Source organism: Flavobacterium cupreum, assembly GCF_003996965.1.
Taxonomy (GTDB): Bacteria; Bacteroidota; Bacteroidia; order Flavobacteriales; family Flavobacteriaceae; genus Flavobacterium; species Flavobacterium cupreum.
In genome coordinates this window covers 248,213-265,146 of record NZ_QWDM01000001.1, presented here as the reverse complement: position 1 = coordinate 265,146, position 16,934 = coordinate 248,213, and the positions used below count along the sequence as shown (strand labels likewise).

The 16,934-nt window shown below is 39.1% G+C and carries 12 protein-coding genes; all 12 read left to right on the top strand.

Features of this window, described 5'->3' with window-relative positions; genetic code table 11:
• The first annotated feature begins 6 nt into the window (after positions 1-6).
• The 12 genes from D0817_RS01150 to D0817_RS01095 all read left to right on the top strand — a co-directional run bounded on the left by D0817_RS01150 (position 7) and on the right by D0817_RS01095 (position 16,932).
• Entirely contained in the window at positions 7-306 is a 300-nt protein-coding gene (locus tag D0817_RS01150; protein WP_127336553.1) for a putative quinol monooxygenase, read from the top strand.
• Between the two features lie 330 nt (positions 307-636).
• Positions 637-1,626, top strand: a complete 990-nt coding sequence (locus D0817_RS01145) for a beta-ketoacyl-ACP synthase III (RefSeq protein ID WP_127336552.1) — start codon at positions 637-639, stop codon at positions 1,624-1,626.
• A gap of 363 nt (positions 1,627-1,989) precedes the next feature.
• Positions 1,990-2,547 carry an RNA polymerase sigma-70 factor gene (locus D0817_RS01140; RefSeq protein ID WP_127336551.1) on the top strand — a complete coding sequence of 186 codons (558 nt, stop codon included), beginning with the start codon at positions 1,990-1,992 and terminating at the stop codon, positions 2,545-2,547.
• A 113-nt stretch (positions 2,548-2,660) separates the two neighbouring features.
• Positions 2,661-3,581, top strand: a complete 921-nt coding sequence (locus tag D0817_RS01135; RefSeq protein WP_127336550.1) for a FecR family protein — start codon at positions 2,661-2,663, stop codon at positions 3,579-3,581.
• A 63-nt stretch (positions 3,582-3,644) separates the two neighbouring features.
• Positions 3,645-7,034, top strand: coding sequence for a SusC/RagA family TonB-linked outer membrane protein (locus D0817_RS01130; RefSeq protein WP_127336549.1), 3,390 nt, complete (start codon positions 3,645-3,647; stop codon positions 7,032-7,034).
• A 20-nt stretch (positions 7,035-7,054) separates the two neighbouring features.
• Positions 7,055-8,590 (top strand): RagB/SusD family nutrient uptake outer membrane protein, encoded by a 1,536-nt coding sequence (locus D0817_RS01125; RefSeq protein ID WP_127336548.1) that lies wholly within the window; start codon positions 7,055-7,057, stop codon positions 8,588-8,590.
• Between the two features lie 259 nt (positions 8,591-8,849).
• On the top strand, positions 8,850-10,676 hold the full coding sequence (locus tag D0817_RS01120) for an alkaline phosphatase (protein WP_127336547.1): 1,827 nt from the start codon (positions 8,850-8,852) through the stop codon (positions 10,674-10,676).
• Between the two features lie 91 nt (positions 10,677-10,767).
• A complete protein-coding gene (locus tag D0817_RS01115; RefSeq protein ID WP_127336546.1) occupies positions 10,768-12,273 on the top strand; it encodes a calcineurin-like phosphoesterase C-terminal domain-containing protein in 1,506 nt (501 codons plus the stop codon).
• A 315-nt stretch (positions 12,274-12,588) separates the two neighbouring features.
• A complete protein-coding gene (locus tag D0817_RS01110; RefSeq protein ID WP_127336545.1) occupies positions 12,589-13,110 on the top strand; it encodes an RNA polymerase sigma factor in 522 nt (173 codons plus the stop codon).
• Positions 13,111-13,156: 46 nt separating this feature from the next.
• Positions 13,157-13,363, top strand: a complete 207-nt coding sequence (locus D0817_RS01105; RefSeq protein WP_127336544.1) for a hypothetical protein — start codon at positions 13,157-13,159, stop codon at positions 13,361-13,363.
• A 12-nt stretch (positions 13,364-13,375) separates the two neighbouring features.
• Positions 13,376-14,218 carry a FecR family protein gene (locus D0817_RS01100; protein WP_127336543.1) on the top strand — a complete coding sequence of 281 codons (843 nt, stop codon included), beginning with the start codon at positions 13,376-13,378 and terminating at the stop codon, positions 14,216-14,218.
• 101 nt (positions 14,219-14,319) lie between these two features.
• A complete protein-coding gene (locus D0817_RS01095; RefSeq protein ID WP_127336542.1) occupies positions 14,320-16,932 on the top strand; it encodes a TonB-dependent receptor in 2,613 nt (870 codons plus the stop codon).
• The last annotated feature ends 2 nt before the right edge of the window (positions 16,933-16,934 follow it).

Genomic DNA, 16,934 nt, shown 5'->3' with positions numbered 1-16,934 from the left:
ATAATCATGACAAATACATTTAGGGCCATTGCCCATTTAAAAGCAAACACCGGTAAAAATCAAGCATTAAAAGAGGCCCTGCTTGCCTTAATAGAACCTACGAGGAATGAACCGGGATGTCTGGAGTACATACTTTATGAGGATCATTTAACAGCCGGAATTTTTTACATGAGTGAAGAATTTGAAAATGACGCAGCATTTGATGCACATATCCAATCGGATCATTTTCAGAATTTCGCAAAAATGACAGATGAACTGTTAGTCGATCCGGTAAATGTGGTTCGTATGAATCGGGTTTCTAATTGATATATCACAGTTGGTAATTGAACTCAAGCGAATATCTTATCCAAAACCTATTTCTTTTTAGTTGATTAAGCCGTAAAAATACGACTTAATCAACTTTTTTTTGATACATTTGCGGGTTATTACTCTCACGTAACTCTGCAAAATGCTTTTGGCTTTTTTTATTACTAGTAAGTTTTAGTACTGAAAAAATGACTTTTAATATTTTAAAGTAAGAATGAAAAGGTTCTTAATACAACCACAATAGTATATAAATTCTGAAATCACAGAAAAACGGCATGGGCAATTTTACATTTGCAGGCTTCTGCAAGAAAAAAATAACATTCGTTAGCAATGACAAGAAATAATTTAGCAGCCATCACTGCCGTAGGTGGCTATGTTCCCAGCACTGTACTTGATAATTATCAAATTGAAAAAATGGTCGATACTTCCAATGAATGGATTATATCGCGAACCGGAATAAAAGAAAGACGTATTTTAACGGATCCTGAAAAAGCAACTTCAGATATGGCTATAGAAGCGATAAATGACCTTTTGAAGAACTCCGGTACAGATCCCTCAGAAATCGATTGTTTAATACTGGCCACAGCCACACCTGATAAATTACTTGCCCCGACTGCTCCCGTAGTTTGTCATAAAGCAGGACTGGTAAATGCCTGGGGTTTTGATCTCAACGGAGCCTGTAGTGGTTTTTTGTATTCTTTATCAACAGCTGCATCCTTAATAGAATCAGGAAGACATAAAAAAATAATTGTGGTCGGTGTAGATACCATGAGCAGGATTATCGATTATACAGACCGTAACACCTGTATTTTGTTTGGAGACGGTGCCGGTGCCATATTGCTGGAACCTTCGGAAAATAACGGACTAAAAGATTTTGTCTTAAAAACAAACGGAATGGGCAGCGAATTCCTGTCTGTTTCAGGAGGAGGTTCTCTTAAACCTTTTCACAAAGACACTATAGAAAACCGCGAACAGTTTGTAAAACAGGATGGAAAAACTGTTTTCAAACATGCTATAGAAAGCATGACGACTACCTGCAATGAAATTCTGGACCGTAATGATTTGGCGGTAGAAGATATTGACTGGGTAATACCCCATCAGGCCAATATCCGGATCATTAATGCAGTAGCCAATAACCTAAACGTACCTATGGAAAAAGTAAAAGTAAATATAGAGCGCTATGGCAATACAACCGCCGCGACTATACCTTTATGCTTATGGGATTTCCAAAATGATTTCAAATCAGGAGACCGATTATTGCTTACGGCATTCGGTGCCGGGTTTACTTTTGGAAGCTGCTACCTGACCTGGGGCAAATAAAAAAATAATAGTACTAAAAAAGGGCATTCATAAATTTTATGAATGCCCTTTTTTTTTATCGCTACTTTTTCAAAGCGTAAGTTTCACTTCATTTCTTACGTAAGTTTATTCTTTCCACCGCACCACATTGCGATAACATGACGTGTCAAATGTTAATAATATGTTTAGTAACAGTGCTGTTTTATTAATGTAAACGTAACCTTTTTGACCTACCCTCAGGGCTAATTTTGGAGACATATTATAAGAACCCAATACTTGTATATATGTCGTTTTTTAGAGTAAGAATACATCGCAGAAAAACAATCGAATCCTGTTTTTCAGGAAATACTGTAGGTTTGGCAGCTGCTGTAAAAGTGATGTACCATGTATAGAAAATATAGTGACGAAGAACTTGTTGCATTACTGAAACAAGGGAAAGACAGAGCTTTTGATGAATTGTATTTCCGGTACCGGGATGAACTGGTCCGCTTTGTGTACCAGCGAATGAAATCGATTCCAATCTCGGAAGAGATTGTTCAGGAAGTTTTTACCACGATCTGGGAGCGACGTAAAACGTTAATCATTCAGAAGAAGTTTTCGGCTTATATGTATACTTCAGTACGTTATGTGACGCTGGATTATATCAGGGCCAATATGGTAAACGATCAGTATATTAAGGAAGTTTTGGATCGGAATTCTTCTCTTGAAGAAAGTAATAATACCACCGAAGAATCTATCTATCACGATGAACTTCAGGAGGCTTTAGACAAAGCCACTTCCTTACTGCCAAAAAAATCCAAGGAGGTTTTTATCCTGAGCCGTTTCAAACAATATTCCAACAAAGAAATAGCGGAAGAACTGAATGTTTCGCACGAGACCGTGAAGTATCATATTAGCTATGCTTTGAAATTCATGCGGCTTTATCTGGGTGAGTTTAACTAAAATAAAACTTCAATGCCCGGTCTTCTTTTGTTTTCTTAACAAAAGCGTAACCTGGAGCGCCTACCTGAAACCGGAATTCCCAAGACTTATTATTAAAGCTATAAAAAATTATAATGCCTGAGCAATTACATCAAAATATAAAATCTTTTCTGGAGGGGAAGCCTTCTTTAAAAGGAAAAGAAATCTGGAACAACTGGTACGATAACCCGGAAGAAATATCCGAAGACGGGATTGTTATTGCATCCGATATTTCAAAACTTAAAAAAGAAATCAGGGCGATCAAAAAATCAAATACGGTTTTTTTGCTGAACACCAGGAACTGGATAATGGCGGCTTCTCTTTTGCTGGCAGCCGGATTAACGGGATTCTTCTTTTTGAATTCAGAAGCCATCACGACCAGACAATATGCCGCAAAACCGGGAGAACATACCAAAATAACACTAAGCGACGGAACTAAGATCTGGCTTAACGCAGGAAGTCTCTTAAAATACCCGAGTAAATTTAACGGAGACACCCGCGAAGTGTATCTGACAGGCGAAGCTTTTTTTGATGTTGCCAAAGATAAAAAGCATCCTTTTATCATTCACACAGACAAGATGGATACCAAAGTACTGGGCACCAGTTTTAATGTACAGGCGTATCCGGGCCAGGCCACCCAGGAAGTTTCGGTTCTGACGGGAAGAGTCAATGTAAAATCAACGGTAACAGACGAGAATGTTTATGTAACGCCGGGCCAGAAAGCCGTTTTTAAATCGAAAAACAGCAGCCTGCATGCCTTTACGAATATTCCGATGAACTCTATTTCGCTTTGGAGAAAAAACATTATTGTTTTTGAGGATACCCCTTTACCGGAAGTGATAGCGACCATTAACCGAAATTATAATGTTGCCATTTCCATTGAAAACAAGAATCTCAATAATCTGAAAATAAGTGCCTATTTCAAGGAACTTCCGGCAGATCAGGTCATTGGACTGGTGTGTAATATCATCAATGCCAATTATAAAATCGAATCGGGAGTGTACAGAATTCAATAAACGCAGAACGCATACCTGACAATAAACAAAAACAATCACACAAAAAATCAAAACAACACCATTATGAATGAAAAACAACTGCGGTACGCCGCAAAGTGTCAAAGTATTAAAAAAGGCGTTATGCCCCAATTAATCCTGTTCATTGCTTTATTTTTTATCGGATTAACGGCCAAAGCCGGAAATGTCGATATGGATAAAAGAATAACATTAAAAGTAGAAAATGAAAATATAAAAAACATTCTGCAAAAAATTGAAAAACAGGTTGATGTACATTTTATGTACGAAGCCAATCAGATCAATACCAATCAAAAAGCAAGTTTAAAACTGAATGATGTAACGCTGGAATATGCTCTTGATAAGATCTGCAGCAGTTTTTTTCTGAAATATGAAATTATCAGCAACAACATTGTCATTAAGAGAAACCAGAAAATCAGTGATGTCGGACAAAACAAAATTACGATATCCGGAACTGTTTTTGGCGGTGATGACGGGATGCCTTTACCGGGAGTAGGCATTAAAGACAAAGGATCAAGCGCAACGGCAACGACCGATTTTGACGGAACGTTTACCATGGAAATCAATTCCTCTGAAGCTTTGCTGATTTTTTCCTATGTGGGTTATGTTACACAGGAAATCAAAGTTACAGAGACACAAAAGAATCTGAATGTCAAATTAGCCGCAGATGTAAAACAATTACAGGAAGTAGTGGTAATGGGATACGGAAGTGTCAAAAAGAATGAAGTTTTAGGAGCAGTAGGATCAGTTTCGATGAAAGAAACCTCCAGCAGAACGTATAATTCTGCTGCCGATTTGCTTCAGGGTACAGTAGCAGGTGTTACCGTTATCAATAATGGAGGTGATCCTACAGGAGAGCCAACCATCAATATTCGTGGTATTGGTTCGCTAAATGCAGAAACGCCTTTAATTGTACTGGACGGAATTATTTACAGTGGCTCACTAAATACCATTAACCCGAATGATATTGCTTCGATCAGTGTCTTGAAAGATGCGGCTTCGGCAGCGATTTACGGAGCAAGAGCTTCAGGTGGGGTAATTTTAATTACTTCTAAAAAAGGAACTTCGGAGCGTCTGAATGTAAATGTGAACTATCAGGGAGGTTTTCAGAGTGTAGCCAAAAAACTGAAAGTACTTAACGCCGCAGAATATGCAGATGCCATGAACACGGCCAGGGATAACGCGGGATTACCAAGAATTCCCGCTTTTGATCCGGCATTTGAACCGACAGCCAGAATTACTAAAACCGACTGGATGGATGAAATTTTCCAGACGGGTGAGATTCAGGATTTGTCTATTTCGGTGAATGGGAAAACAGAAAAATCGAATTTCTTCCTGTCGGGAAGTTACCGTAAAAACGAAGGAATTCTTTTGAATACCGATGCAAGCCGTTATACTGCAAGAGCCAATTCTTCTTTCAAACTCGCGCCCAACTTTACCATAGGAGAAAATTTGACATATTCCTTAACGAATGGTCAGAGCGCCAATACATCAAGTGCTTATACCGGAGCCATTTTAGGAGCGATTTTATATCCGCCAAATGCAACGGTTTACAGAGAAGACGGTTCCGGACTTTTTGGCGGGGTACCGGAGAAATATATCGGTTCCTACGGAGACGTGATCAATCCGGTGGCATATCTGAAAAGACTCGATAACAGCAATCCAATTTCTACGATACTGATCAATCCGTACGCGGAATGGGAAATTATCAAAGGCCTGAAAATCAAATCCAACTGGGGATATACCAGAATCCAGAACGATTACAAGGATTTTACGGTGAAGATTACAGAGCCGGGTAAAGTATTTGACTTTAACAGATTGACACAAACGACTTCTACGACGACTGATTTATTGGGGGAGCAGACACTTTCGTATGATAGATCATTTGGAAAACATAATTTTAAAGCTTTGGCGGGATATACCTACCAGGATACCAAAAGGGATTTTTACAGCGTATCGGGTACAGGCTTTGATAATGAAGATCCTTCACAGCGTTATTTACTGAATGCAAAATTAATTCAGCAGTTGGGCGCAGGAATGTCAGAAGAGATTATTTCCTCTTATGTGGGAAGGTTAAATTATGATTTTAATCAAAAATATCTGTTCTCCGGAATTGTGCGTCGTGACGGTACTTCAAAACTGACTTCAGCCAACCGTTGGAGAGTGTATCCTTCTGTTTCTGCAGGATGGCTGATCTCTGAAGAAGGATTTATGAAAAATATCACTTCAACAGTAAACAATTTAAAATTGCGTGCGAGCTGGGGAGAAATCGGAAATTTAGGAAACCTCGGGCCGTACCAGTTTAGTGTGCCGTTAAACCAGACTTCGGCTTTAATCGGATCGACTCCGGTGATTAATTATGGGTATTCCGAAAGCGAATTATCAAATCCGGCTTTAAAATGGGAAAGCTCCGAACAAACAAACTTAGGTTTGGATTTCAGCCTTTTCAACAATACGCTTACAGGAGCTGTAGATGTTTATAAAAAGACTAATAAAGACATGCTGGTTCGCGATCAGCTGCCGGGAGTGGCAGGGACACCGTTAGGCCGAATCGTAAATTCAGGTGATGTAGAGAATAAAGGTCTTGAAGCAAGCCTTACGTATCAGAAAACACGCGGGCAGTTTAAATTTGATGTTACAGGGAATGCAGCCTTTTTAAGTAACAAAATTGTTTCCATCAAAGATGATTTAACTTCCCTGGAGCCGCTTAATCTGAGCAGGGTTCGTAGTCTGCCTTTAGCGAATATCTATCAGGTGGGAAGCCCTGTAGGAGCTTTTTACGGCTATGCCACAGACGGATTGTTTCAAAGCACTGCAGAAGCAAAAGCGTATGTAAATAAGTCAGGTGTAGTCTATCAGCCGAATGCCGTTGCCGGAGATATGAAGTTTAAAGACGTAAACGGAGACGGAGTGATTAATAATAATGACAGGGTTGTATTAGGAAATCCTTTTCCAAAAACAACTTTCAGCTTAAATACCAATTTCAGGTATAAAGGCTTTGATATGAATATCTTTTTAAGCGGAGCAGCCGGTAACAGTGTTTTTAATGCTGTAAAATATACAGGTCTGAATGGTTCTTTCCCTGGCTATAATTTGCTGGCAGAATCGAAAGATGCCTGGTCACCGCAGAACACCGATACTAAGATACCGGTACTTTCGGCAACAGACAACAACAATAACTTCGGAAGAATATCTGATTTTTATATTGAAAAGGCAGATTACCTGAGATTGAAAAATGTGGCCATTGGTTATACCGTTAAAGACAGCTGGTTAAACGGAAAAGCAAATCTGAGATTCTTTATCTCCGCCCAAAACCTTTTCACGATTACCAAATATTCCGGAATGGACCCGGAAGTTGGACTGAATAATTTTGGTCTGGATTTAGGGAAATATCCGCTTTCAAGAATTTACATGACGGGTATAAACGCAACTTTTTAAAAAATATTAAAACAAACAAAATGAAAAAATTAAGTATTTTATTATTGAGTTTTACAATGCTGCTAGGTACGACAGCCTGCGAAAGCGAACTTGATCTGGTACCTCAGGGAGCTCCTTCGAGTGGAAATTTCTGGAAAACACCCGCAGATGCAAAGGCAGGCGTAAATGCTATCTATGCTTTGTACTCGGATGATAATATGTATGGACGAGGTTTTTTCTGGCTGAACAATGCCAGTGATGATATCGGGACTAAACCAAGACAAAATGCGGAACGTATTAAAAATTTCATTGTAGACGGATCAGAATCGGATACGAAGGATATCTGGAGGCTGCATTACGAAATCATGAAACGTTGTAATGATGTAATCCGCAATATTCCAAATATTGCATTAGACGAAAAAACGAGAAACATGATGCTGGGTGAAGCGTATTTCAATCATGCTGTGATGCATTTGGAATTGGCCTATCACTATGGAGATGATCGCGCCGGAATTCCGATTCAGGATCGAAATGACCCAACGAATGTATATGTGCCCCGTGCCAAAAATGTAGCTGAAAATTACGCCTATATAGCTGCCGATTTACAAAAAGCGGCTGATTTGCTGCCTTATTTTAATGAACTGACGACAGACAATTACGGACGTGCACACAAAACTGCGGCCTGGGCCTATTTAGTGCGTACGTATCTCTATGCAAAAGACTGGGACAACGCGATCAAATATGCCAATATGATTGTGAACAGTGGCAAACATACGTTGCTTCCTAATTTTGAAGATGTTTTTAAAATCAAGAATAACTGGTCTTCAGAATACATCTGGTCGGTTACTTCAAGTGCTGAGAATACTTCTCTTGGCTCTATTTTTCCGGGAGTTTGCCTGGAAGATAAAGGCTGGGGCGTTTACAACGGCTGGGGAAATTTCTACCCGACCAAAGAATTATTTGACACCTATGATCCTGCCGATAAAAGACGCAGTGCCACGATTTTACAAAAAGGCGATCAGTTTATGTATTTCGGTGAATTAGCGACTTTCAATGTAGGGAAATATGTCGTGAGTTCCAGTAACAGAACAGGCTATCAGTTTAAAAAATATATGGAGCCTTTCGGTTACGCCAAAACGAATTCGGGCGGAATCGACATTCGTTATGTAAATGCCAACGGGGATAAACCTTCCACAGCGCTGAATGTACCACTTTTGCGTTATGCCGATGTGATCCTGATGCTGGCGGAAGCTAAATTAATGAAAGGACAGGACGCCGATACCGAAATAAATATGATTCGCAACCGTGCAGGTCTTGCCAGTATTTCGGGAGCCACAATGACTGATCTGAAAAGAGAGAGACGTTGCGAATTAGCCGGGGAATGGACAGACCGTCATTACGATTTAGTACGCTGGGGCGATGCGCAGGCCACTTACGCAAAACCATTGCACCATTATGACGGAACAGTGATTTATCCTGCCCGTAATTTTAATCCTGCCATTCACCATGTATGGCCAATACCACCAGATGAGATTGCCGTAAGCAAAGGTGCTTTATTTCAAAATAAAGGCTGGTAAAAAGTAGTTTCATTTAGTTTGTGTTTTTTTTTACGCTGCAGGCTTTACAGGAGTCTGCGGTCGTAAATAAAAAACAAATGATTTATAAATAACTTAGAAACCAGTCTTTTCGTGAAAGGGCTGGTTTCTATTTTCGGATTAGAAATACGATACATTTTTTAATGTAAGAATTGAAGTGTATTTGAATTAATACCAATAACTTATGTTCTTTTTATTGAAGTTTGCCTACAGCTTTCAGAAAGAACAAATACTAGTACAGATGAAAAAAATAATCACCCTTTTTTGCCTCCATTTTTGCCTTTTCTCACAGGCACAGGAATACAGTTCTGTGAATATTCATTCCCATAATGATTACGCTAGTCCGCTTCCTTTTTATGAAGCTTACGCCAATGAGGCAGGCGTCATCGAAGCCGATGTTTTTCTGGTTAAAAACGATTTGGCTGTGGCGCATACCTCAAAGGAAATTAATCCCGTCAATTCCCTTCGGAACCTTTACCTGGAGCCGCTTTTATTAAAATTTAAAGCGTTAGGGGGGAAAGCTTATAAAAGCGACAAACCTTTAATTTTGATGATTGACATCAAGTCGGAGGCAGAGGCCACTTTAAAAGTAATTTCGGAACAGTTAAACACCTTTCCGGAACTCATTTCAAACAAAAACTTTAAGGTTATTATTTCCGGGAACAGGCCAGCGCCCTCCAAATGGAAAGACTATCCGGCCTTTATTTATTTTGACGGAAGGCTCAACGAAACCTATACTTCAGAAGAACTGTCAAGAGTAGAAATGATCAGTGAGGATTTGAAAGAACTGACGGTTTGGAATGGCAAAGGTGTATTGACTCAGGCCGATTCTGAGAAAATACTGGCCATCATTAAAAAAGTACACGATCAAAATAAAAAAATCCGGTTCTGGTCGACACAGGATAATGTGAATACCTGGATGACTTTAATGAACCTGCATGTGGATTACATTGCAACGGATAACACGTCGGCATTGACGCAATTCATCAAAAATATTAAATCTGCCTTTTACCAGAACACGGAGTTTTACGAAACCTATGTTCCTAAAAACGACGCAGTATTTCCCAAAAATAAACGTCCGAAGAATGTAATTCTTCTTATTGGAGACGGAATGGGACTGACCCAGATTTATGCAGGTTACACGGCCAATAAAGGAAGGTTAAACATGTTCAATATTCCGACAGAGGGATTTTCGATTACTAAAGCTTCGGACAGTTATATTACCGATTCGGCGGCAGGAGCTACTGCTATGGCTTCCGGTCATAAGACCAATAACCGTTTTATTGGTGTCGATGAAAAAGGAAAACCAGTGGAGTCCATAACACAGTTGCTGGCTAAGAAAAAATATAAAACCGCTATTATTTCGTGCGGTGATATTACAGACGCTACACCGGCTGCTTTTTATGCCCATCAGTCCGACAGAAGTTATAACGAAGCCATTGCCGAAGATTTTTTATCCAATCCGTCTGATATTTTAATCGGAGGAGGAAATAACCAGTTCAAATCCCGAAAAGACGGTAAAAATCTGGCGGAAGCCTTACAGCAAAAAGGCTATACTTTTTCGGATCACTTCAGCGCTTTGGATACGATCAGCAATTCCCGTTTTGTAGTATTGGAAAATGCTGCTGTAGTTTCGAGAAAAGACGGAAGAGGCGATTTTTTAGCGAAATCATTATTAAAAGCTACGAATACATTTTCCAAAACACCGAATCCGTTTTTTATCATGGCCGAAGGCGCTCAGATTGATTACGGCGGTCATAGCAATAATGTAGAATACGTCGTACGTGAACTGCTTGATTTTGACCGTTTGGTGGGTCAGGCCATGGAATTTGTAGACAAAAATCCGGAAACTTTATTGATTGTAACGGCCGATCACGAGACCGGCGGACTTTCCTTAATAGACGGCAGTACCGAAAAAGGTTATGTACACGGAAGCTTCAGCACCAACGACCACACCTCAGTAACGGTGCCTGTTTTTGCCTACGGTCCCGGAGCTCAGAATTTTATGGGCGTGTATCAGAACACCGAAATTTACAGCAAAATAATGCAGTTGTTAGGAATAAAATAACAGCTTTGCCAAAAAAGGGACCGCAGTTTTACAATGAAAATTATAAAACTGCGGTTTTTTATTAACTTCTAATTTCAGTTAAAAAATAGTTATGAATAAAATTATTTTAACAGTAGTACTATTCTGCAGCTGTATGGTTATTTTTGGACAGCAGCACGATAAAATATCCGGAGTCGTCTTTGCAGATACCAACAAAAATGAGGTTCCTGATAAAGATGAGGTAATGTTGTCTAATGTTTTGGTATCCAATGGTAAAGATATTGTAAGAACCAATTCGAAAGGAAAATATACGATTTCAAAAATAGAAGGAAATACCGTTTTTGTAATTAAACCGGAAAATTATATTTCGAAGCAAAACAAACAAAATAGTGTTCTCTTTTATGTCCCTTTCGATGAAATAAAAGCGGCTAAAAAGTATAATTTCCCGCTGATTCCCCATGTAGAAAAGAAAGATTTAAAATTGGTTCTGCTGGGAGATACGCAGGTAGATGTTATGGACGATATTCACCATGTCGGAAAATTGGTCACGGAAGAATTAATGGATCAGGAAATTGATTTTATAGTGCCGCTCGGTGATCTTTCTTTTGATAATCTGAATATTTTTAAGCCGTTGTCCGGGACTTTGGGACTTATCGGGGCTCCTGTTTTTTATACTATTGGAAATCATGATCTCAATTTTAAGGAAACCGCTTTTCAGGACAGGGATAAAAGTTTTGAAAGCGTTTTTGGTCCTTCCTATTATGCTTTTGAGTACGGAACACAATTGTTTTTGGTATTGAATAATATTTATCCCGTGAATGAAAAAGGATATGTAGGCCGCCTTGATGAAACACAAAAGGAGTTCATCACTAATCTGATTGCAGCCCGAAAAGGTAATTATAGTTCGATACACTTATTGATGCATATTCCGCTCGAGGAAATGGAAGATAAAGACTGGATCATCAAATCGTTGGAACCTTTTGAAAAGGTGTCAATCAGCGCCGGACATACCCATACCCAATACCATAAATATTTTGCAAGGGAAACGGGACAGCCTATCCATGAACTAGTGGCCGGGGCCGTTTGCGGGTCGTGGTGGGAAGGGCCGCATGATCTCGATCAGATTCCGTTTGCCTTAATGTATGACGGAACGCCGAAAGGATATTGGACCATCGGCATAACTCCTGACGACTATACATACCACTACAAAGTTTCCGGAGCTGCTGACGGAAAACAAATAGACATTACCGTTCCGAAAGTAAATGAATGGGACACGACACTCAATATACTGAACGATACTTTTATTTATGCCAATGTATTTGCAGCAGATGAATTTACAAAAGTGTACATCAGTTTTGATAAGGGAAAATGGACCGAAATGACAAAGTATGAAGGGATTTCCCCTAATGTGCTAAAACAGTATCGCCTGCAAAGCGAGGGAAGATATGACAGTATGAAAATATCCAAATTTCCAAAGCCCGAAACGATCAGTACCCATCTGTGGAGGATAGAAACCCCTGCAGATGCAGTACCGGGTGCACATAGTGTAAGGATAAAAGCTTTAAGCGAAGGAATTAATCTGGAGGTTTTTGGCAATGCTGTTTGGTGGGCAAAATAAAAACAGGCCGATGCGATGGTAAAGGGCTTGTCTCAAAACAGTTTATAAAAAGACTTGCGGATTTTTTCCTGAATCTTCTTTTTTGGCTGTAACATATTTGGCGAAATTACTACTAATCGAAGCGCTTCAATATTGCAAATGCTCAAATTTTATCGCAGCGGACATCAGATTTATAATTAAATTACTGTTCTTTGCATTTTACGGCAGTATGGAAGAAAGCAAAATGATTCAATAGATTCCTTATTTTAAATTTAAGGTTCCAAACACAATATTATTGAAGTCATTAAGTTTAAGAGTAGTGATCCTATTTAATTTATGGACAATAGAAAGTTTATCTTACGTTTAAAAAAAGGTAATGAAGCAGCCTTCAAAGAGGTCTATCTGAATTACTATGATAAACTCATCCATATTGCCAGACGATTTGATTTTTCTGTCCTTACCCCACAAGATTTTGTTCAGGAAACCTTTTTAAGACTCTACGATAAAAGGGAATTACTTCATGAAGACGTTTTATTGGATAAACAATTGTTTACCATCTGCCGGAATATTATCATCAATCATGTTAACAGGGAAAATAAAATAATTCAGCTTGATCCTTTAAAAATGGAGATGGCAGAGGAAGTGACTGATAGCGGAAATTTTGAGGAAAGACAGGAAAAGTTGTACACCTTCATCAATCAGCTTCCGGAGCAGCAGCAAAAAATATTTACATTACACAAACTGGAAAACCTTAGCTATAAGGAGATTGCAGCGATTACGGATCTTTCTGAGAAGACAATCGCCAATCATATTTATCTTGCCAGTAAATTTATTCGAAAAAAAATCGAAAACCATTAGGAACTTTTCCATTCTCGTTTGTTATCTATAAAAACAAACCATAAAGATGGATATAGAGGTTTACAAAACAGATGTTAAAACAAAAGAGGAAGCAGGTTATCTTGTGAAGCTGCTTCAGTTTGTTATTTCTGACTGTATCATGAATTTTGATACAGAAGGGTATAATATTCTTAAAATTGAGACCAACAGGGATATCAAGGAAATGGTCTATGGTGTTTTTAATAAGCAGGGATTTCATTGTCAAAAACTATAACGCCCCAAAGATATGGACGAGAATAAAATGGATGAGGAATTAAAAAAGATCTGGGAAGAGAAACCCATGGCACATTCTGATCGTACAAAAGAAGATTCGTGGGAAGAGTTCCGTTCGGCAGCTTTTCCTTCAAAGAGAAAAAACTTCGCATGGCGTAAGTATGCGGCGGCGGCTGCAGTGATTGTGATGCTGATGGGTACCGGAATTTATCTATTGAAAAATCCACTGAAAACCGATACTTCCATTGCCGGAAATGTTGTTGAAAACACGACCTCTGCAGTAAAAACCATATTCTTACCGGATAGTTCGAGGGTTGAATTAAGTCCGGCCTCTAAAATTGAATATGCCGCTGATTTTTCAGTCAACAGAAAAATAGAAGTGGAAGGGGAAGCGTACTTTAAAGTAAAAAAAGACAAAAAACATCCTTTTCAGGTTTTTTGCCACGAAACAACAACTACTGTTTTAGGAACTTCTTTTACGGTAAAAGGCGATACGAAAAACGGGGTGGAGGTAGCACTTTATGAAGGAAGTGTTCAGATGAGTGTAAAAGATCAGGATAAAAAATGGATCCTGGTGCCCGGCGAAACCTTTACGTATGGAAAAGACAATACCGCTTCAGTAACCGAATTTAACAGGTTTACTGATTTTGAAAACGAAAAGCTTACTGTTGTCAGTGCTTACATCAGGGAGCATTACGGATATAAAGTAATTTTTCCGGAGGAATATGACAACCAGCGAATTACAGTCCGCATCAACAAAAAAGAAGACCTGAAAACAATTGTTCAATTAATATCAGAAATGTATAACCTAAACTTTGAAGTAAATGAAGCATTAAAACAGATTGCTTTTCAGTAGAAAAGAAAAGGATGCACTAGCCGCGAAACTAAACATCCTCCTCATAGTCAGGATAGTATAAAAACTATTCCATTTAATAATATTCAAAAATACAAAATTTCATGAAGCATATAATTTCAGCATGCTTTTTTTTATTCAGTTGGAGTATGTTTTCTCAAAACGTAACCGTAACTGTCGATAAAACGGTAACCTTAAAAGAATTTTTTAAGCAAATTGAGCAACAGACCGATTTTAAATTTGCCTTTACCGATCAGATTAATGTGAGCCAGAAGTACTTTACCCAGGAACGGACTTACAAAAATATCGAAATAAAAGAACTTATCAATGAACTGAATAAAAGTGCATTACTACAGTTTTCGGTAGTGGGTAACAATATTTTTGTCAAACAAAAAGTAACGAAGGCACCTAAAAAAAAAAATAAGCTGACCGGTCAGGTTTTTGATGAAAGCAAACAACCCGTTATTGGGGCTAATATTTTCATCAAAGAACTTTCAACCGGAGCCACAACCGATGCAGACGGAAAGTTTTCCATAGAAGTGGATAAAGGCAGTTATACCGTCCTGGTCAGTTATCTGGGTTTAAAAAACAAAGAAAAACAGCTCACCGTGGCTGATGATACAAGGATGAATTTTTACATGGATTCAGACAGTCAGGAACTCGAGCAGGTAATTATCACCAACAGCAAAGCAGTTGACGTCAGAAATACCCAAATGAGCGTCAATAAACTTTCGATGGAAGAAATCAAAAGGATTCCGGCAGCTATGGGGGAGCCGGATCCTTTAAAATCGATCCTGACATTGCCCGGAGTTACGAATGCGGGAGAGGCTTCATCGGGCTTTAATGTTCGTGGCGGAGCAGCCGATCAGAATCTGATTCTTCTTGACGGTGCCCCGGTTTACGGAGACTCGCATATGTTTGGATTCTTCTCCATTTTTAACGCCGATATTGTAAACGGACTCGATTTGTACAAAGGAGGTATTCCGTCGAAATTCGGAGGCCGCGTTTCCTCTGTCCTTGATGTCAACCAGCAAACCGGGGATTTTGAAAACTACAAGGTAAACGGTGGTATTGGTTTAATATCAAGCCGTTTACTGGTGCAGGGTCCGATCGAAAAGGAAAAAGGCTCTTTTATTCTTGCAGGACGTGCTTCTTACGCACACCTATTTTTAAAGCTGGCAGACAATAAGAATTCTGCCATGTTTTATGATTTGAATGCGAAGCTGAATTACCGTTTGGGCGCCAACAACACCATTGCATTTTCCGGATATTTCGGAAATGATGTTTTCGATATTAATGATCGTTTTTCAAGCACGTATGGAAACACAATGGGAATCCTAAGCTGGAAACATAAGTTTTCGGATAATATAAATACCAATCTGTCTGTTTTTTACAGTGATTATAAATTCAATCTGGGCATACAGTCCGAGAATTTCGAATGGGACAATAAAATATCCAGTTATGGTCTTAAATATGCGTGGAATCATACCGTTTCAGAAAAATTAAAGCTAAACTATGGCATTGATGGTCAGTATTATGATTTTAACCCCGGTACCGTGCAGCCTACCAGTTCTGATTCGCCGTTCAATTACAAGCAACTGGACAAAAAATACGCTCTGGAATCTTCGGCCTATCTGGATTTCGAACATCAGCTTACGAAAAAACTGAACCTTCGTTACGGACTTCGTTACAGTATGTTTTATCGTTTAGGGGATGAAAATATCAATACATATGAAAACGGTAATGCAGTAATATACAATCCGTTATACCATATTTACCAGGAAGGAACCCCAACCGGAAGCATAGCGTACGGAAAGGGAAAGACGATTAGCAAATTTAACAACCTGGAACCAAGGGTAGCCTTGTCCTACGCTTTTAATGATGATAATTCCGTAAAGGCCAGTTATAACAGAATGGCGCAATACATTCACATGCTGTCCAATACCCAGTCTCCGTTGCCCATGACGATCTGGACACCAAGCGGGCCTTTTACAAAACCACAGCTGCTCGATCAATATGCAGCCGGTTATTTTAGAAATTTCAGGGACGGCGATTATTCTTTTGAAGGAGAATTATTTTATAAGAAAATCCAGAACCGTATCGATTATATTGACGGCGCAGATATCCTGGCAAACAATGATATAGAACAGGTGATTTTAAATGGTAAAGCCAGATCGTACGGTATGGAATTATTGTTTAGAAAAAATACCGGAGATTTTACCGGATGGGTTTCGTATACCTTATCAAGGGCAGAACAAAAAACGCCCGGAAGAACAGCAGAAGAACCGGGAATCGCCAATGGTGACTGGTATTTGTCCGGATATGACAAGCTGCATAATCTGAGCATTGTCGGGAGTTATGAATACAATCCAAAGTGGTCTTTTAATGCCAATTTCTCCCTGCAGTCCGGTCAGCCGGTAACGTACGCGAATGAATATTATGAATTCGGAGGGATCAATATTCCTAATTATTCGCTTCGAAATGAAAACAGGCTGCCGGTCTTTCATCACTTAGACCTTGCGGCGACCTATACGCCTAAACCTGATAAAAAGAAAGGATGGCAAAGCTATTGGGTGTTTAGTATTTATAATGTTTACAACAGAAAAAATGCGGCTTCCATGACCTTTACCACCAATGAAGATACAGGAGCGAATGAAACCAGAAGACTGTCAATTTTTGGGATAGTACCGGGTATTTCCTATAATTTTAAATTTTAATG